Here is a 17,521-nt window from a genome sequence, read left to right as displayed (position 1 = left end):
TCCGCTCCAGCAAATGCCGGGATTAAACATCTAGCTGGTGACGACGGTCGAGCCGGGCTGGTAGCCTCCCTCGATGATCTCGAGAAGATCGCGCCGTTGGAAAGATGTTGGCTGGGGAACCTGGATTCGAACCAGGACTAACGGAGTCAGAGTCCGTGGGTCTACCGTTAACCTATTCCCCAGCAGGCGCGGTCATGGACCGCGCGGGCCGAACGGCTGAGCCGCTTGAGCGCTGCCTTGTAGCCGCCAGCGGAAAATAGTCAAGCCTGCTCTGCGGTTCAATCGCCAGCTTTAACACCGGTTCCAAACGCCACGATTTCGAATGTCGGGCGGACTCCGGGCCTCAGCTCTCCTTCCGGCTGAATTGCGAGCGTTCGAAGAACAGCACGATGCCCAGGCCCAGAAACAGCGGGATGATCAGATAGAACAGCCGAAACACCAGCAGCGCGGCCAGCACGCCGACCGGGTCCATGTCGGAAAGCCCGGCCAGGAACACCACTTCGAACACACCGAGGCCACCTGGCGCGTGCGAGAGCTGGGCGACAGAGAAGGAGACGAGGAAGACGCCCAGCACGACGAAATAGCCGGGATTGTGCACTTCGGGCAGGGCGAAGAAGATGATCGCCGCGGCGGCGAGCAGTTCGATCGGTCCGATCACCAATTGCCGGGCGACGATCGGCAGCGCCGGATAGTGCAACTGGAAGCTGCCGATCTTCAACGGGCGAAGATGCAGCCAACTGCCGAATATATAGGCTGCGATGAGGACCAGCATCGCGATGCCTGCCGCCTCCGACAGGCCGTGATGGGCGATGCCGGAGAAGCGGTCGATAATCTGTGGCTCGAACACCAGCACAAGGCCGGAGGCGAGGATCGTCGACAGCACGAAAGTTATCCAGCAGACAGCCACCAGCACTCCGACTTCCTGGCCGGTCAGGCCCCTGGTGCCATAGGCACGGTAGCGGATGACGGCGCCGGAAAACACCGAGCCGCCGATATTGTGCGACAACGCATAGGTGGTGAAGGAACACAGCGTCACGAACAGCCACGACACTCGCCTGCCGATATGCAGCAGCGCGATGTGATCGTAGCCGGCGAGCGCGGCGTAGGCCACCACCGAACTCAAGCCTGCCAGCATCCAGCCGCGAGCCGGAATGGCCGCCAGCCCGTCCCAGACGTCGTCGAGCGAGATGCCGCGCAATTCATGCCAGAGCAGCAGCAGCGAGAGGATCACCGCGCCGATGCCGACGACCGGCCAGAAATAGCGTTTCCAGTTCATTCCCCGACTGCCATGCGTTGCGTATCCGCTTCCTTTTCTGTCGAGAGGCTGACCGCCCCGAATTCCCCATTCAATTCAGAAATGCCTCATTGAAGCCGGCTATTCAACCGCGAACACTTGTCGCGCCGGATTTGCCGTGCGCCGCGACAGCAGGCGCACGGCAAACGGCGGCCGCCACTGCCGCGCCGCGATCATCTTCGACGGCGTCGCGCTATCAACTCGGCCTTGCGGGAACATTACGCCGGTGCCAAGCAGGCCGCGCATCCAGCCGGCAAAATTCAGCATGGGCTCTTGGTGATCGGGCGCCGCGCTGTTAGTCTGGCGGCAACTTGAAACATGCCAAAGCGCCTGCTGCGTCCGTCACCGGTTCGCGCGGCGCCGGAAGGAACGACAGTGGAAGACCGCGACACCGGCGCAGGCGCGCCGGAGGTGGGCGCGTCCAGCGCTTCCCCGGGATCGTCAGGCCCGGGGGCAGCCGGTTGGCAGCAACGCCACCCAACCGAGCCTCGCTCCGTGAACGGGCAGGCGGGCGACGCGACCCAGAAGGGCAAGCCCAAGAAACGGCGCAAGCGAAGGCGTGGGCGCAAGGTTTTTGCGCGCGACGATGCGCGCCCCGAAGACAATCGGTCGCCGGTGCCAGGCAAAGCCGCTGTCGCGGCAGTGGACCTGAAACCTATTGCGGCTCCGACGATCTCGCCCGTCGTTCCAATGCCGCGCCCCGAACAAGGCAACCGCCGGCCGCCGGTGCACGAGCTTCCCGTTTTCGCCGCCCTCGATCTCGGCACCAACAATTGCCGGCTGCTGGTCGCCGTTCCCACCCGGCATGGCCAGTTCCGCGTCATCGATGCCTTCTCGCGCATCGTCAGGCTGGGCGAGGGGCTCACCGCCAATGGCCGGCTTGGCCAGCCGGCGATGGACCGCGCGGTCGAGGCGCTGAAGGTATGCGGTGATAAATTGCGCGGCCGCAAGATCAGGAAGGCAAGGCTGATCGCCACGGAAGCCTGCCGCACCGCCGAAAACGGCGTTGAATTCCTTGATCGTGTCGAACGCGAAGCTGGCCTGAAGCTTGAGATCATCGACCGCCAGACAGAAGCCCGCCTTGCGGTTTCCGGCTGCGGCTCGCTGGTCGAGCGAGACACGCAAGGCGTCGTCCTGTTCGACATCGGCGGCGGCTCCTCCGAGATTGCCCTGATCGATCTCACCGGCCGCCGCTCGCCAAGGCTCGCCAATCATATCGTGTCGTGGACATCGCTGCCGGTCGGCGTCGTGTCATTGGCGGAACGCTTTGGCGGCCGCACCGTGACGCGCGAAACCTTCAACGCCATGGTCGACGATGTCGCCGGCAGGCTGGCCGCTTTCGATGGCCGCGATCGGCTGAGCCACCTCAAGACGAGCCCGAATTTCCATCTGCTGGGCACTTCGGGCACGGTGACGACGCTGGCCGGCGTCCATCTCGATCTCGAACGCTACGACCGCCGCCGGGTCGACGGCCTGTGGATGGACCGCGACAGCGTCGACCGCATGGTGGAGAAACTGGTCGGCTGGAATTTCCAGCAGCGCTGCGCCAACCCCTGTATCGGCGCCGACCGTGCCGATCTCGTGCTGGCCGGCTGTGCCATCCTCGAAGCAATCCGCGCGGTCTGGCCGTCGGAGCGGCTGCGCGTTGCCGACAGGGGCCTGCGCGAGGGTATATTGAGCGAGCTGATGGCCGATGACGGCGTCTGGCGCAACGATGGACGTGCTAGGGCGTGAGCATGCTCAAACAAGAAATCAGGCAATGACCAAGAAACCGGAAAAACCAGGATCCGCCGGCATTCGCGTGCTGAAGACGCGGATCAAGAAGAAAAGCGGCCTGAAGGAATCGTCGCGCCGCTGGTTGCAGCGCCACATCAACGATCCCTATGTCCAGCGCTCTAAGGCTGACGGCTATCGCTCGCGCGCGGCCTACAAGCTGATCGAGATCGACGACAAGCACCATCTGCTGAAGCCCGGCATGAAGGTGATCGATCTGGGTGCCGCCCCCGGCGGCTGGTGCCAGGTCGCGGCCGCGCGCACGAAATCGACGGCCGAACATCCGCATGTCGTCGGCATCGATTATTTGGAAATGGACGCCGTGCCCGGTGCGCCGGTGCTGCTGCTGGATTTTCTGGATCCGCAGGCTCCGCAAAAACTGGCCGAGGCGCTGGGCGGGGACCCGGATGTCGTGCTGTCCGACATGGCGGCACCCACCACCGGCCACAAGCGGACCGACCATATCCGCACCATGCATCTGTGCGAGGTGGCGGCCGATTTCGCGCTGTCGGTCCTGAAGCCCGGCGGCCATTTCCTCGCCAAGACCTTCCAGGGCGGCGCCGAAAATGAGCTGCTCTCCATGCTCAAGAAGAATTTCCGCTCCGTCCACCACGTCAAGCCGCCGGCCTCGCGGGATGAATCGGTGGAGCTCTATCTCTTGGCGAAAGACTTCAAAGGGCGAGACGCTGGTTCGCTGTCAGGCGGATCGGAACGTCCGATGGACGTTTCCTAGAGCCGGATGATTTCAGGTCGAGTCGACCTGAAATCTGAATCCGTCTCTAAATCAAAGAGATAGAGCATGATGTCGTCCGAAAACCGCTTCACACTTTTCGGCATCATGCTCTAGACGTCGAGCGCCCGGAGCCACAGTGAAGGGCCGGACGACGCCAAGGGCTGAACTGGCTGGCTCACTCTCCCGGCGATCTGACCGGTTCCAGTGCCTTAGGCGTTGTCAGCCGGCCATGGCCGGAGACGGCATTGCCGGCGTCGGGTGCCAGCCGCATGAACGACAGCGAAGCCGCCGCCGATACAGCCGCCACGATGAAGAAGGCGATATGGAAGTCGCCCAGCGTCAACGGCCCGCCATGGACCGAGGTCGAGACTTCCAGAACGCCGCCGGCGAGCGCCACGCCGAGCGCGATCGAGAGCTGCTGGAACACCGCCGTAATCGGCGTCGCCTTGCTAGTATCTTCCGCTGAGACTTCGGCATAGGAGAGTGCGTTGACACCGGTGAAGAACATCGAGCGGATGAAGCCGCCGACCAGCAATATGGCCAGCATCAGCGCGTAAGGCGTTTCGGGGGTGAAGAGGCCGTAGATGGCGATCGACGCGGCAGCGACCAGCGAGCCGAGGATCAGCACGCGGCGGAAGCCGACGATGCGGAAGATCAGCGCGGTGACGAATTTCATGCCGATGGCGCCGATCGCCGAGACGAAGGTGATCATGCCGGACTGGAACGGGGTCAGCCCGAAGCCGATCTGGAACATCAGCGGCAACAGGAACGGCACGGCGCCGATGCCGATGCGAAACAGCGAGCCTCCAAGGACTGACGAGCGGAACACCTGGTTGCGAAACAGTTCGAGCGCCAGCAGCGGATTCCTGGCGCGGCGCGCATGCATGAGGTAGAGCGCGCCCGACAACAGCCCCACGGCGATCGTGATCAGACCGGTCGCGGGCGGCAGATAAGGCAGGCTGACGACCGAGAGGCCAAAGACGACGCCGGATGCTGCCAGCCCGCTCAGGACGAAGCCGATGAAATCAAGCGGCGGCGTTTCCATCGATTCGGTTTCCGGCAGGAAGCGGGTGGCCAGCCAGATGCCGATCAGGCCGATCGGCACGTTGATCAGGAAAATCCAGTGCCAGGTGAAGTAGGTGGTGATGAAGCCGCCGATCGGCGGGCCTACCAGCGGCCCGACCAGTGCGGGAACAGTCAGCCACGACATGGCGGCGACCAGTTCGCTCTTGGGCGTGGCGCGTACCAGAACCAGTCGCCCGACGGGCGTCATCATGGCGCCGCCGATGCCTTGTAGGAAGCGTGCAATCACGAAGGCCGGCAGCGAACCGGAGAAAGCGCAAGCGACGGAGCCGGCGATGAACACCGCGATCGCGGCGCGGAAGACGTTCTTGGCGCCGAAGCGGTCGGCCATCCAGCCGCTGATCGGAATGAAGATCGCCAGCGACACCAGATAGGCCGTCAGCGCCAGTTTGAGCGCGATCGGGCTGGTATGGATGTCGATGGCGATCGCCGGCAGCGATGTCGCTATGACGGTCGAATCCATGTTTTCCATGAAAAGAGCGACCGCAAGGATAAGCGGAATGGTGCGGTTCAACGAACGCGTCCGAATTGGTCAAAAATTGCCTGCCGGCTGGGGCGAGCCGATGCAACGGGCGGTTATCACGCCTTCGGAGCAATGTCGCATTAATTTGCTGTCACTTTTGTGCGACTTCAACGCCGTGGAGTGCCTCTGCAGCGGTCAGAGATTGCTTGCCAAGGAACCAAGCCATTGCTATTGTAGTTAAAATAACTACTTGGATGCGATCATGGACGAATCCGTTTCAGCCGCCGACGCCAATCGAAAATTTTCGCTCATTCTTCGTGGTGTGCGGGAAGGGCAGAGCTTTGTCGTGACCAGTCATGGACGGCCGGTTGCGCGGATCGTGCCCGTGGACAATCGCAGTCAGGTGGCCTCGCGTTCGCGCAACACATTGCTGTCGCGGCTCGAACGGCAGCCTGTCGTCGATGCCGGGCAATGGACGCGCGACGAGCTTTACGAGCGGTGAAGGTCGCCCTCGACACTAACATCCTTGCTTATGCTGAAGGCGTGAACAACGCCGATAAGCGTGACGCTGTTCTGGAATTGCTCCGCAACGTTCCGCAAGAGGCAGTTGTCATTCCGGTTCAGGTGCTTGGCGAACTGTTCAACGTGCTTGTTCGCAAGGCTGGACGATCTTCGCAGGAAGCTCGGGATGCGCTTCTGGGCTGGCGCGACGCCTTTCCGGTCGCCGGAACATCGCCTGAGGTTATGATGATGGCGGTCGATCTTGCAGCGGACCACCATTTCAGTATCTGGGATGCGGTCATCCTATCAGCTGCCTCGCAATCGAGTTGTCGGCTGCTCTTGTCGGAAGATCTGCACCATGGCTTCACCTGGGGCGGCGTAACCGTTGTCAATCCTTTCACATCGCCACATCATGAATTGCTCGATGCTCTGCTGGGCGCGGACCAGGTTCCAGGAAAAGTGTGAAACGGTTTTTCCCGTCCGGAACTGCGTAGAAACAAGAAGTTGGATCGGTTCCGCGGCGCTATCGACACTGAACCGATCCAGGAACCTTAACGACCATTCAACGATCGGCTTTTCATCGACGCTGCGACGTGTTACCAGCCACCGCCAATCCTGAAAGGGAAGAACGAGTCGGCGCTGTCCATTCCGGTCCAGCGCTTTTTCGCATTCAAAGGGCTGGCCATGGCAAAAATCATCGAAACGTCCACCGGCGCACTGGCGCTGACCTTTGACGACGTGCTTTTGCAGCCAGGTCATTCCGAGGTCATGCCCGGCCAGACCGACATCCGCACCCGCATCGCCGGCGACATCGACCTCAACGTGCCGATCCTGTCGGCGGCGATGGACACGGTCACCGAGGCAAGGCTTGCCATCGCCATGGCGCAGGCTGGCGGCATCGGCGTCATCCATCGCAATTTTTCGCCCGCCGAGCAGGCCGAGCAGGTGCGGCAGGTCAAGAAATTCGAATCCGGCATGGTGGTCAACCCGGTCACCATCGGTCCCGACGCCACGCTCGCCGACGCATTGTCGCTAATGCGTACCTATTCGATCTCGGGCATTCCGGTGGTCGAAAACGGCGGCACCGGCGGCCACAAGACCGGTCGGCTGGTTGGCATCCTGACCAACCGCGATGTGCGCTTCGCTTCCGATCCGGCGCAAAAGGTCTACGAATTGATGACCCGTGAGAACCTGATCACGGTCAAGGAGAATGTCGATCAGGACGAGGCCAAGCGGCTTTTGCACCAGCACCGCATCGAGAAGCTGGTCGTGGTCGACAAAAAGGGCAATTGCGTCGGGCTGATCACCGTCAAGGACATCGAGAAGTCGCAGCTCAACCCGCACGCCACCAAGGATGCGCAGGGGCGCCTGCGCGCCGCGGCCGCCACCAGCGTCGGCGACGACGGCTTCGAGCGCGCCGAGCGTCTTATCGAGGCCGGCGTGGACCTGCTGGTAATCGACACCGCGCATGGCCACTCACAGCGCGTCCTGGACGCGGTGACGCGGGCGAAGAAGCTCTCCAACTCGGTGCGCATCCTGGCCGGCAACGTCGCCACCGCGGAAGGCACGCGGGCGCTGATCGACGCCGGCGCCGATGCCGTCAAGGTCGGCATTGGTCCCGGCTCCATCTGCACCACCCGCATCGTGGCCGGGGTCGGCGTTCCCCAGCTTTCGGCCATCATGTCGGCGGTCGAGACGGCGCACAAATCAGGCGCCTCGGTGATCGCCGACGGCGGCATCAAATATTCCGGCGATCTCGCCAAGGCACTCGCCGCCGGCGCCAGTGCCGCCATGATCGGCTCGCTGCTTGCCGGGACCGACGAAAGCCCTGGCGAGGTCTATCTGCACCAGGGCCGCTCCTTCAAGGCCTATCGCGGCATGGGCTCGGTCGGCGCCATGGCGCGGGGCTCCGCCGATCGCTACTTCCAGGCCGAGGTGCGCGACACGCTGAAACTCGTGCCGGAAGGCATTGAAGGGCAGGTCCCCTACAAAGGACCTGTGTCTGGCGTGTTGCACCAGCTTGCAGGCGGGCTGAAAGCCGCTATGGGTTATGTCGGTGGCCGCGACCTTGCCGATTTCCGGGAACGCGCCACTTTTGTGCGCATATCCAACGCCGGACTTCGTGAAAGCCACGCCCATGACGTCACGATTACCCGCGAAAGCCCCAATTATCCCGGCGGAGCCTGATTCTTCCGGGCTTTGGCACAGCTTGACCGCCATGGTGCTGCGCTTGTCACGCCATGTCGCGGCGCTCTGTTTCCTCTCGGCAGCGGTTTTCATCGCCATGACGGTGATGGAATTCTTCTATTTCCGCCAGTTGAGCGGGGGGCTGCCCTCGCTCGACATGCGCTATTTCGGATTCACGCCCGACGAAGGCATGGCCTGGCTGACGGCGCTTGGCCGGCGCGGTGGCGAGATCATCCTGGTCTGGCATTACCTGACCTTCGATCTTTTGTTTCCGGCCCTGTTGTCGCTGACGCTGGTCAGCCTGATCCTGGCAACCGGCCGGCGCCTGAAGAATTTCCGCGTGCTGCCGGCGCAGGTGCAGGCAATCTTCGCGCTGGTCCTGGTGCTGCCTTATACGCTCGCCGACTACGTCCAGAATATCGCCGTGGCGCGTCTTTTGTCCGACTTCCTCTACGCCAACCCGGACTCGCTGTCATTCGCCTCGGCGCTGATCGTCACCAAATTCGCGCTTCTCGCCGTCCCGTCCATTGTCATTGCCGCTTTCTGGCTGGCGGGCCAAAGACATCAGAATTGAAGCAGAACAGGGCAGGGGCGACTTCATGAACCAGACGACGATCTTCTGGCCGGTGCTTGCGCAAGTTCTGCTGGTCTACATCGTTTATGTCGTCATGGGCCGGCGCCGCCATTTTGCGGTCAAGTCGGGTGAAGCCAAGGTCGGCCAGTACAAGGTTCGTTCGACCGAGCCGGCCTCCACTATCACCGTCGCGAACAGTTTGATCAACCAGTTCGAACTGCCGGTGCTTTTCTACGTGCTGTGCCTGTCACTGCACATGGCCAACGGCGTCAATTACATCACGCTCGCACTAATGTGGATTTTTGTCGCGTCGCGCTATTCTCACGCCTGGGTTCACCTGACCAGCAACAACCTGCTGCTGCGAAACCGCTCCTTCGTCCTGGGCGCGGTGGTGCTGGCGCTGGGCTGGATCTGGCTGGCCCTGCACTTGCTCGCAATCGTCTGAGCTGTGCCAACTCACTTCTCCGCAAGGGGAGAAGGAAAAGACGGCGCGCTTACAGGTCGAACACCGCTATTTTTCGCTTGTCGAACTTGATCCCGATCTCGCCGCGCACCAGCTTCAGCGCCTGTTCGCCGAACACGGCGCGCCGCCAGCCTTGCAGCGCCGGCACGTCGGCCTCCTCGCCCTCGGCGGCGATGCGGTCGATATCGTCGCTGGAGGCGAGCACCTTCGAGGCGACGCCCTGTTTTTCGGCGACGATCCTAAGCAGCACTTTCAAGAGTTCCGCAGCCGCATTCGAGCCCTCGGGCGGCTGGAAGTTTTTCGGCAATTTCGGCATCTGCTCCTTGGGCAGGGCGAGCGCGGTGTTGACCGCGCCGAGCAGTGCCGTCGCCGTCGAGGAGCGTTCCCAGCCCTTGGGCGTGGTGCGCAGCTTGGCAAGGGCTGTTGCATCGCGCGGCCCTTGTTGCGCGATCTCGTAGATCGCGTCGTCCTTGAGCACGCGGCCGCGCGGTACGTCGCGCTCGCGCGCCTCGCGTTCGCGCCATGCCGCCACGCCCTGCACGATCGCCAGCTCCTGCGGTTTGCGAAGCCTCATCTTCAGCCGCTTCCAGGCATCCTCGGGGTGCGGATCGTAGGTCTCGCGCGAGGTCAGGACATCCATTTCCTCGTTCAGCCAGTGGGCGCGATTTTCCCGCGCCAACTCGGCGTTGAGGTGCTGATAGACCTCGATCAGGTGGGTAACGTCGGCCAGCGCATAGTCGAGCTGCTTGTCGGACAGCGGCCGATGGCGCCAGTCGGTGAAGCGCGACGACTTGTCGAGCCGCGCCCCGGTGATGCGCTGCACGAGCTGATCGTAGGACACGCTGTCGCCGAAGCCGCACACCATTGCCGCCACCTGGGTGTCGAACACCGGATGCGGAACGAGATCGCCGAGATGGACGATGATTTCGATGTCTTGCCGGGCGGCGTGGAAGACTTTGACCACCGCCTCGTTGGCCATCAGCCTGAAGAAGGGAGCCAGATCGATATCAGGTGACAGCGGATCGATCAGCGCCGTCACGCCGGGCGCGGCCATCTGGATCAGGCACAGGATTGGCCAGAAGGTCGTTTCGCGGATGAATTCGGTGTCGACGGTAACGAAATCCGACTTTTCGAAAGCGGCGAGAACGGTCTCGAGTTCTTTCTGGGTGGTGATGACGTGCATCAAATCGCTTTTGGCAGGAGTAGGGTCTTCCTAGATTTCAGCCGGGAAGGCATTCGTCAAGCTGTGCTGCTGGCATCACGGCCCGTCCGGGCTGTCTGGATCACTATTTCTCCTGGCCAGCCGCGCGAAAATGGTCGAGGTGCGCAACAGCGCGGTGAAGCGGCTGCGCTTGCCTGCCGGTACTCCAGAGCGTGCCTGCATGCGGTAGAGAATGACGGCGATGAAAACCGCGTAGACCACTGCACTGAAGACAAACAGTGCGCTTGGCCCGAAATACTGCATCGCTGTCGAGGCCGCGAAAGGGCCACCAATGGCGCCGAAGGAATAGAACAGCATCAAGGCAGCGTTGATCAGCACGAACTCGCCGGCATCCGCGCGATCATTGGAATGCGCCGCCGACAGCGAATAGAGCGGCATGGCGAAACAGCCGAAGATGAAGATGATGATGAAGTTGAGCACCGGATTGCTGCCGGCGACGAACACCAGCGCCAGGGCCGAAAGCATCGCGCAGCAGGTCGTCATCAACAACACCCGGCGCCGATCCCAGCGGTCGGAGAGGTAACCGAGCGGATATTGGATGATGGCGCCGCCGAAGATGCCGACGCTGACGAAGGTGACGACGTCGGCGACCGACATGCCGATCTGCTCGGCATAGACCGGCGACAAGGTGCGAAAGGCACTGTTGGTGACGCCGACTGCGATGCAGCCGAAGCAGCCAAGCGGCGAAATTCGCCAGACGCGCGCCAGATCGAGCTTGACCTCCTCCGGCGGCGTCGGGTTGGAGCGGTCGCCGAGCGAGACCGGCACCAGCGACAGCGTGATCATGATCGACATGATGGCGAAGATGGTGAAGCCACCGGCGCCGAAGACCGGGATCAGGAACTGGGCTGATGTCACGGAGCCGGTATCGACCATCCTGTAGATCGCCAGCACGCGGGCGCGGTCCTTGTTGGTGACGCCTGAATTCAACCAGCTTTCGACGATGGTGAACAATCCGGCGAAACAGAAGCCGCCGGCGAAGCGCACCGCGCACCACATCACCGGGTCGAGAACCAGGACCAGCAGCAAAGTGCCGACCGAGGCGATCGCCGCCAGCGCCGAAAACGCCCTGATATGGCCGACCGCCTTCATGATGCGCGTGATGGCCAGGCAGCCGAGCAGGAAGCCGGCAAAATAGAAGGTGCCCATAAGGCCGATGTCGGAAGCCGAAAATCCTTCCTGCGCGCCGCGCAGCGCGATCAGTGTGCTCTGCAGCCCGTTGCCGCCGAGCAGGATGCCTGCGGCGAGGAGAAGCGGGATCAGCGGCCGGATGGAGGACATGAAAGAAGGCAATCACGTGTCGGTGATCTCTTCTTGGACCATTGTTCCAGTCAGTGCCAGCGGCATTTGCCGGCGGCGTTGGGCCATGACGCCCGCTTGCCTTGACAAATCCGGCCTCCCATGCGCTTTTCGCGCAAATTTTGAGGCCGGGCCGCAATGCTTCGGCCTGCCACCCAGCACCCCGGACTTTACCAATGACAATGCATCGTTACCGCAGCCACACCTGTGCCCAGTTGAGAAAGAGCGACGTCGGCTCGACCGTTCGCCTGTCGGGCTGGGTGCATCGCGTGCGCGACCATGGCGGCCTGCTCTTCATCGACCTGCGCGACCATTACGGCCTGACCCAGATCGTCGCCGATCCGGATTCGCCTGCCTTCAAGGTCGCCGAGACCTTGCGCGGCGAGTGGGTCATCCGCGTCGACGGCGAGGTCAAGGCGCGCCTGCCCGAGACCACCAACGCCAACCTGCCGACCGGCGAAATCGAGATTTTCGCCCGCGAGATCGAGGTGCTGTCGGCGGCCAAGGAATTGCCATTGCCGGTGTTCGGCGAGCCGGACTATCCCGAGGACATCAGGCTGAAATACCGCTTCCTCGACCTGCGCCGCGAGACGCTGCACCGGAACATCGTGGCGCGCACGAAAATAATCGCCGAGATGCGCAAGCGCATGAGCGAGGTCGGCTTCACCGAATTCTCGACGCCGATCCTCACCGCGTCGTCGCCCGAAGGCGCGCGCGACTTCCTGGTGCCGTCCCGCATCCATCCCGGCACTTTCTACGCGCTGCCGCAGGCGCCGCAGCAATACAAGCAGCTGATCATGGTGTCGGGCTTCGACCGCTATTTCCAGATCGCGCCCTGCTTCCGCGACGAAGACCCGCGCGCCGACCGCCTGCCCGGCGAATTCTACCAGCTCGATCTTGAGATGAGCTTCGTCGAGCAGGACGACGTGCTGTCGACCATGGAACCGGTGATGCGCGGCGTCTTCGAAACCTTCGCCAACGGCAAGCCGGTGACGCAGAAATTCCAGCGTATTCCCTATGATGTCGCCATGCGCAAATATGGCTCCGACAAGCCGGACCTGCGCAACCCAATCGAGATGCAGGCCGTCTCAGATCATTTCCGCGATTCCGGCTTCAAGGTGTTCGCCAACATTCTGGCCAATGACCCGAAGGCCGAAGTGTGGGGCATTCCGGCCAAGACCGGCGGCAGCCGCGCCTTCTGCGACCGTATGAATTCTTGGGCGCAAGGCGAGGGCCAGCCGGGGCTGGGCTACATCTTTTGGCGCAAGGAGGGCGACAAGCTCGAAGGCGCCGGCCCGCTCGCCAAGAACATCGGCGAGGAGCGCACCGAGGCGATCCGCCAGCAGCTCGGCCTTGCCGACGGCGACGCCGCCTTCTTCGTCGCCGGCGATCCGAAGAAGTTCGTTTCTTTCGCGGGCGCCGCGCGCACCCGTGCCGGCGAGGAACTCAATCTCGTCGACCGCGAACGTTTCGAACTGTGCTGGATCGTCGACTTCCCGTTCTTCGAGTGGAACGAGGAGGAGAAGAAGATCGATTTCGCCCACAACCCGTTCTCCATGCCGCAAGGTGGCATCGATGCGCTGAACGGCGAGGACCTGCTCGGCATTAAGGCCTTCCAGTACGACATGGTCTGCAACGGTTTCGAGATCGCCTCTGGCGGCATCCGCAACCACCTGCCCGAAACCATGGTCAAGGCGTTCGAGACGGTCGGGCTGGACCGCGCCACGGTCGAGGAGCGCTTTGGCGGCCTCTATCGCGCCTTCCAGTATGGCGCGCCGCCACATGGCGGCATGGCCGCCGGTGTCGACCGCGTCGTCATGCTGCTGGTCGGCGCCAAGAACCTGCGCGAAATCACCATGTTCCCGATGAACCAGCAGGCCTATGACCTGTTGATGAACGCGCCGTCGGAAGCGAGCCCGCAGCAGCTTCGCGATTTGGCGCTGCGCGTCGCGCCGACCAAGAAGGACGCCTGACCGGAGCTTCAGGCTTCACTTCAGGTATTCGCTCGAACCGGTTCTTCCGATTCGGCAATCCAACAAAAAAGCCCGGCATCGCTGCCGAGCTTTTGCGTATTGAGAGATCGTTTCGATCAGTCCTCGTTCGCCTTGACGCTGACGCCGAGTGTCTTCGGCAGGTCGAGCGGGTTCGACATGGCGCCCGCCATGATAAGCGCGAACGGCACCGACGCCGGCGGCTCGGCGGAGATTTCGAGGCTCTTCGGATCGTCGAGATATTTGCTCACCGCCGCGGTCACCTGAGCCGTCAACTCGGGATTGTTGAGCTGCGCCATGCCGAACGGCACGATCGCTTTGGCTTGGTTGGCGATGTCCTTGGCCGACATGCCTTGCTGCTTGCCGACATACTCAAGCACCTTGCCGGTCAGCGAATCGTCGTCGAAGCGGATCGAGGCGCTGTTGAACGAGAGCTGCTGCAACAGGCCGAGCATGGCCATGCCTTGCGCCGAATTGTCGGCGCCTTCCGGCTGTGCGGCCATCTTCTTCTGCATTTCCTGCAGCGACTTGATGAAGTCGATCGTGTAGCCGCCGAGGTTGAAGGTCATGCCGAGCGTGCCGGCATTCTCGACGGAGATGTCGTATTTCGACAGTTCCATCTTGCCGTCAGATGGCTGCCAGGTGCCGGCCATTTCGAGATTGCCCGAGATGTTCTGGTAGCCGAGCGCGTTGATGACCTCCTTGGACTTGGGATCGTCGACCAGCGAGAGATCGGCCGTGAACTTCTCCGTGTTGGCGGTGAACTCCATCGCCTTGCCGTCGGCAGGCGGCGTGATCTCGATGGCAAGGCCGTCCATCGAGAAGGCGGTCTTGTCGGCGACCTTGACCGTCATGTTCGACAGTTCGGCGGATTTGTACATCATCAGCGAGCCAAGCGGGCCGGTGGAGCCGTCGGCCGGTACCGTCATGTCGTGGATGACGAAGGGGCTGAGATCGAGGGTGACGCCGTCCTTGCTGTGTTCGAAGGCCGAGGTCGACACGGTGCCGATATCATAGCCGCCATTGGCTTCGGTGACGTTCTCGAGCTTGACGTCGCCGATCGGCAGCGCTTCCTTTTCCGCGGCCGGTTTCACCGACACGCCCTGCAGCACCATGCTGGTGTTGTCACCGGTCACGCCGGTCCAGGAGATCTCGACGCCCTGGGCCGCGAGTGCTGCCTTCAGCCGGTCCGCGACCGCGGCGTCCTGGGCAAGGGCCGCATTCAGCGGCAGTGTGAGCAAGAAGGTCGAAAGAGCGAATTTCCGGAGAGTTGAGCGGTTGATTGTCATCGCAAGGTCCCTGAGAGTGTCCTGAAAATTGTTTTTCAATTCTTTGCGCCATCACCATTCCGTGACGAACTGGACGGGAAAAAGGCGTGTCCCGGCACAATGGTCGAAAATCGCAGCGAAAGGCAAACCCGATCCGAACGCTATTGGAGAATGCGGTGAATTTGGCATGAAGGTCGGGCCGCCAAGCGTGCTTCGCAATAGATGTGGCATGTAACAGATTGATGTTGGCCGGCAAGCACGACCTCGCGGTTTCCTGTTGCAGAAAAGTGCGCAAATCGATCGGTCCGGTGCGCGCCTCTTGCCGCGAATCACCCGCTCGGCTAGGTCCAGCCCATGGGAAAAAGGCTTTTGCCGCCTGACAATGGCGGCGGCGATCATATCGAACCGGTCGACCTGAAGAAGGCGCTGGAAGAGCGCTATCTCGCCTATGCGCTGTCGACCATCATGCACCGGGCGCTGCCGGACGTGCGCGACGGACTGAAGCCGGTCCATCGCCGCATCATGCACGCCATGCGCCTGCTGCGCCTCAATCCCGACCAGGGTTTTGCCAAATGCGCCCGCATCGTCGGCGAGGTGATGGGTAAATTCCACCCGCATGGTGACCAGTCGATCTATGACGCGCTGGTACGGCTGGCGCAGGACTTTTCGATGCGCTATCCCTTGGTCGACGGCCAAGGCAATTTCGGCAACATCGACGGCGATAATGCCGCTGCCATGCGCTACACCGAAGCGCGCATGACCGACGTGGCGACCGAATTGCTTGCCGGCATCACCGAGGATGCCGTCGACTATCGGCCGACCTATAATGAAGAGGACGAGGAGCCGGTTGTGCTCCCCGGTGCCTTCCCCAATCTCTTGGCCAACGGCTCGTCCGGCATCGCGGTCGGCATGGCGACATCGATCCCTCCGCACAATGCGGCCGAACTTTGCGACGCCGCGCTGTACCTGATCGAGCATCGCGACGCACCGGTGGCGAAGCTGATGGATTTCGTCCAGGGGCCGGATTTCCCGACCGGCGGCATCATCGTCGACAGCCGCGCCTCCATCCTCGAAGCCTACGAAACCGGGCGCGGCGGCTTTCGCGTGCGGTCGAAGTGGAATCAGGAAGACCAGGGCAGGGGCACCTGGAGCATCGTCGTCACCGAAATCCCCTATGGCGTGCAGAAGGCGCGGCTGATCGAGAAGATCGCCGAGCTGTTGATGGCCCGCAAGCTGCCGCTGCTCGAGGACGTCAGGGACGAAAGTGCCGAGGACATCCGCGTCGTGCTGGTGCCCAAGAGCCGTTCCGTCGACCCCGGCATCCTGATGGAATCGCTGTTCAAGCTCACGGAGCTCGAAAGCCGTTTCCCGCTCAACATGAATGTGCTGTCGCGCGGCAAGGTGCCCAACGTGCTGTCGTTGAAAGGCGTGCTGCAGGAATGGCTGGATCACCGCCGCGACGTCCTCATCCGTCGCTCGAGACATCGCCTTGGCGAGATCGAGAGGCGACTGGAAATCCTCGCCGGCTACCTGATCGCCTATCTCAACATCGACGAGGTGATCAAGATCATCCGCGAGGAGGATGAGCCAAAGCAGGTCATGATGGCCCGCTGGTCGCTCACCGACACCCAGGCTGAAGCGATCCTCAACATGCGGCTGCGCGCTTTGCGCAAGCTGGAGGAATTCGAGATCCGCAAGGAATTCGATGGCCTGACCGCCGAGAAGAAGCAGATCGAGGCGCTGCTGGCTTCGGATGCAAAGCAGTGGTCGACGATCAAGTGGGAAGTCACTCAGGTTCGCGACAAGTTCGGCCCTGAGACCGATCTCGGCAAGCGCCGTACCCAGTTCGCCGATGCGCCCGAGCACGACCTGACCGACATCGCGCACGCCATGATCGAGCGCGAGCCGGTCACCGTCGTGGTTTCGGAAAAGGGCTGGCTGCGGGCGATGAAGGGGCATCTTGCCGATCTCTCGACGCTGACCTTCAAGGAGGGCGACAGCCTCAAGCTAGCCTTCCATGCCCAGACGACCGACAAGGTGCTGGTCTTCACCACCGGCGGCAAGTTCTACACGATCGGCGCCGATCGGCTACCGGGTGGCCGCGGCCATGGCGAGCCGATCCGCATCATCGTCGACATGGACAATGACCAGGACATCGTCACCGCCTTCGTCCACGATCCCAAGCGCAAGCTGCTGCTCGCCTCTTTCGACGCCAACGGCTTCATCGTTCCGGAGGAAGAGGTGGTCGCCAACACCCGCAAGGGCAAGCAGGTGATGAACGTCAAGACCCCCGACGAAGCCAAGCGCTGCGTGCCGGTCACTGGCGATCATTTGGCCATCGTCGGCGAGAACCGCAAGATGCTGGTGTTCGCGCTCTCGGAGATTCCGGAGATGGGCCGCGGCAAGGGCGTCCGGCTGCAGAAATACAAGGATGGCGGCCTTCTCGACCTCAAGCCGTTCACGCTGGAGACCGGTCTTTCCTGGCAGGATTCGGCCGACCGCACCTTCACCCGTTCGCGCGAGGAGCTGGCCGAGTGGATCGGCGCGAGGGCATCGGCAGGGCGTATGGTGCCGAAAGGTTTCCCGAGGACTGGCAAGTTCGGGTGAGGTGCTGATCTCCCCTAGGGAATGCGAGCCCGTCTCGATCCCTCAGGAAAGCGTAGCGCCTGT

Annotated in this window: 15 protein-coding genes and 1 tRNA gene; 9 read left to right on the top strand and 7 right to left on the bottom strand. The window is 62.5% G+C overall.

All coding sequences use genetic code 11. The features are described 5' to 3' along the window. Positions 1-108: 108 nt before the first annotated feature. The 3 genes from C7I87_RS16635 to C7I87_RS16625 form a co-directional block, all read right to left on the bottom strand. A tRNA-Gln gene (locus C7I87_RS16635) sits at positions 109-182 on the bottom strand. A 161-nt stretch (positions 183-343) separates the two neighbouring features. Further along, positions 344-1,276: a lysylphosphatidylglycerol synthase domain-containing protein gene (locus C7I87_RS16630; RefSeq protein ID WP_149905205.1), complete on the bottom strand. Its 933-nt coding sequence runs from the start codon at positions 1,274-1,276 to the stop codon at positions 344-346. Between the two features lie 99 nt (positions 1,277-1,375). Continuing rightward, entirely contained in the window at positions 1,376-1,561 is a 186-nt protein-coding gene (locus C7I87_RS16625; RefSeq protein WP_149905204.1) for a hypothetical protein, read from the bottom strand. Between the two features lie 51 nt (positions 1,562-1,612). Between C7I87_RS16625 and C7I87_RS16620 the strand changes: the two genes are divergently transcribed. Together C7I87_RS16620 and C7I87_RS16615 are read left to right on the top strand one after the other, a co-directional pair. Then, entirely contained in the window at positions 1,613-3,028 is a 1,416-nt protein-coding gene (locus C7I87_RS16620) for a Ppx/GppA phosphatase family protein (RefSeq protein WP_373424737.1), read from the top strand. Positions 3,029-3,053: 25 nt separating this feature from the next. Further along, a complete protein-coding gene (locus C7I87_RS16615) occupies positions 3,054-3,800 on the top strand; it encodes an RlmE family RNA methyltransferase (protein WP_149905203.1) in 747 nt (248 codons plus the stop codon). 175 nt (positions 3,801-3,975) lie between these two features. On the opposite strand, the gene C7I87_RS16610 is transcribed toward C7I87_RS16615, so the two are convergent. Next, entirely contained in the window at positions 3,976-5,397 is a 1,422-nt protein-coding gene (locus C7I87_RS16610) for an MFS transporter (RefSeq protein ID WP_149905202.1), read from the bottom strand. A 211-nt stretch (positions 5,398-5,608) separates the two neighbouring features. Between C7I87_RS16610 and C7I87_RS16605 the strand changes: the two genes are divergently transcribed. From C7I87_RS16605 to C7I87_RS16585, 5 genes are all read left to right on the top strand, one after another. Then, on the top strand, positions 5,609-5,848 hold the full coding sequence (locus tag C7I87_RS16605; RefSeq protein WP_149905201.1) for a type II toxin-antitoxin system Phd/YefM family antitoxin: 240 nt from the start codon (positions 5,609-5,611) through the stop codon (positions 5,846-5,848). Then, a complete protein-coding gene (locus C7I87_RS16600; protein WP_149905200.1) occupies positions 5,845-6,312 on the top strand; it encodes a PIN domain-containing protein in 468 nt (155 codons plus the stop codon). Before C7I87_RS16605 ends, C7I87_RS16600 begins: the two co-directional genes overlap by 4 nt. Positions 6,313-6,531: 219 nt before the next feature. Then, complete coding sequence (gene guaB, locus C7I87_RS16595; RefSeq protein WP_149905199.1) at positions 6,532-8,034, top strand: IMP dehydrogenase; 1,503 nt, start codon at positions 6,532-6,534, stop codon at positions 8,032-8,034. Between the two features lie 31 nt (positions 8,035-8,065). After that, positions 8,066-8,608, top strand: a complete 543-nt coding sequence (locus C7I87_RS16590; protein WP_188393874.1) for a hypothetical protein — start codon at positions 8,066-8,068, stop codon at positions 8,606-8,608. Positions 8,609-8,633: 25 nt separating this feature from the next. Next, positions 8,634-9,053: an MAPEG family protein gene (locus C7I87_RS16585; RefSeq protein WP_149905197.1), complete on the top strand. Its 420-nt coding sequence runs from the start codon at positions 8,634-8,636 to the stop codon at positions 9,051-9,053. A 49-nt stretch (positions 9,054-9,102) separates the two neighbouring features. On the opposite strand, the gene rnd is transcribed toward C7I87_RS16585, so the two are convergent. Both rnd and C7I87_RS16575 read right to left on the bottom strand, forming a co-directional pair. Next, positions 9,103-10,254 (bottom strand): ribonuclease D, encoded by a 1,152-nt coding sequence (gene rnd, locus C7I87_RS16580; protein ID WP_149905196.1) that lies wholly within the window; start codon positions 10,252-10,254, stop codon positions 9,103-9,105. A 75-nt stretch (positions 10,255-10,329) separates the two neighbouring features. Then, the gene (locus C7I87_RS16575; protein ID WP_149905195.1) at positions 10,330-11,574 is read right to left on the bottom strand and encodes an MFS transporter; all 1,245 of its coding nucleotides are present in this window, start codon (positions 11,572-11,574) and stop codon (positions 10,330-10,332) included. A gap of 200 nt (positions 11,575-11,774) precedes the next feature. Here C7I87_RS16575 and aspS point away from each other — a divergent pair, with 200 nt between their 5' ends. Then, the gene (gene aspS / locus C7I87_RS16570; protein WP_188393873.1) at positions 11,775-13,565 is read left to right on the top strand and encodes an aspartate--tRNA ligase; all 1,791 of its coding nucleotides are present in this window, start codon (positions 11,775-11,777) and stop codon (positions 13,563-13,565) included. A 116-nt stretch (positions 13,566-13,681) separates the two neighbouring features. Here aspS and C7I87_RS16565 read toward each other — a convergent pair whose 3' ends face one another. Further along, positions 13,682-14,872 carry a hypothetical protein gene (locus C7I87_RS16565; RefSeq protein ID WP_149905193.1) on the bottom strand — a complete coding sequence of 397 codons (1,191 nt, stop codon included), beginning with the start codon at positions 14,870-14,872 and terminating at the stop codon, positions 13,682-13,684. Positions 14,873-15,205: 333 nt separating this feature from the next. On the opposite strand from C7I87_RS16565, the gene parC reads away from it, so the two are divergent. Further along, complete coding sequence (gene parC / locus C7I87_RS16560; RefSeq protein WP_149905192.1) at positions 15,206-17,458, top strand: DNA topoisomerase IV subunit A; 2,253 nt, start codon at positions 15,206-15,208, stop codon at positions 17,456-17,458. Positions 17,459-17,521 lie beyond the last annotated feature (63 nt).

It is taken from the genome of Mesorhizobium sp. SARCC-RB16n (genome assembly GCF_008520305.1).
Classification (GTDB): Bacteria; Pseudomonadota; Alphaproteobacteria; order Rhizobiales; family Rhizobiaceae; genus Mesorhizobium.
Note: the sequence above shows the minus strand (reverse complement) of the source record. Positions and strands in the feature narration are given on the sequence as shown.

Excerpts from the sequence above, each read along its gene's own strand:
- C7I87_RS16575 (WP_149905195.1), bottom strand. The coding sequence starts at position 11,574 with ATGTCCTCCATCCGGCCGCTGATCCCGCTTCTCCTCGCCGCAGGCATC.
- aspS (WP_188393873.1), top strand. The coding sequence starts at position 11,775 with ATGCATCGTTACCGCAGCCACACCTGTGCCCAGTTGAGAAAGAGCGAC.
- C7I87_RS16620 (WP_373424737.1), top strand. The coding sequence starts at position 1,613 with ATGCCAAAGCGCCTGCTGCGTCCGTCACCGGTTCGCGCGGCGCCGGAA.
- rnd (WP_149905196.1), bottom strand. The coding sequence starts at position 10,254 with ATGCACGTCATCACCACCCAGAAAGAACTCGAGACCGTTCTCGCCGCT.
- C7I87_RS16590 (WP_188393874.1), top strand. The coding sequence starts at position 8,066 with ATGGTGCTGCGCTTGTCACGCCATGTCGCGGCGCTCTGTTTCCTCTCG.
- C7I87_RS16630 (WP_149905205.1), bottom strand. The coding sequence starts at position 1,276 with ATGAACTGGAAACGCTATTTCTGGCCGGTCGTCGGCATCGGCGCGGTG.
- C7I87_RS16625 (WP_149905204.1), bottom strand. The coding sequence starts at position 1,561 with ATGCTGAATTTTGCCGGCTGGATGCGCGGCCTGCTTGGCACCGGCGTA.
- C7I87_RS16585 (WP_149905197.1), top strand. The coding sequence starts at position 8,634 with ATGAACCAGACGACGATCTTCTGGCCGGTGCTTGCGCAAGTTCTGCTG.
- guaB (WP_149905199.1), top strand. The coding sequence starts at position 6,532 with ATGGCAAAAATCATCGAAACGTCCACCGGCGCACTGGCGCTGACCTTT.
- C7I87_RS16565 (WP_149905193.1), bottom strand. The coding sequence starts at position 14,872 with ATGACAATCAACCGCTCAACTCTCCGGAAATTCGCTCTTTCGACCTTC.
- C7I87_RS16615 (WP_149905203.1), top strand. The coding sequence starts at position 3,054 with ATGACCAAGAAACCGGAAAAACCAGGATCCGCCGGCATTCGCGTGCTG.
- C7I87_RS16605 (WP_149905201.1), top strand. The coding sequence starts at position 5,609 with ATGGACGAATCCGTTTCAGCCGCCGACGCCAATCGAAAATTTTCGCTC.
- parC (WP_149905192.1), top strand. The coding sequence starts at position 15,206 with ATGGGAAAAAGGCTTTTGCCGCCTGACAATGGCGGCGGCGATCATATC.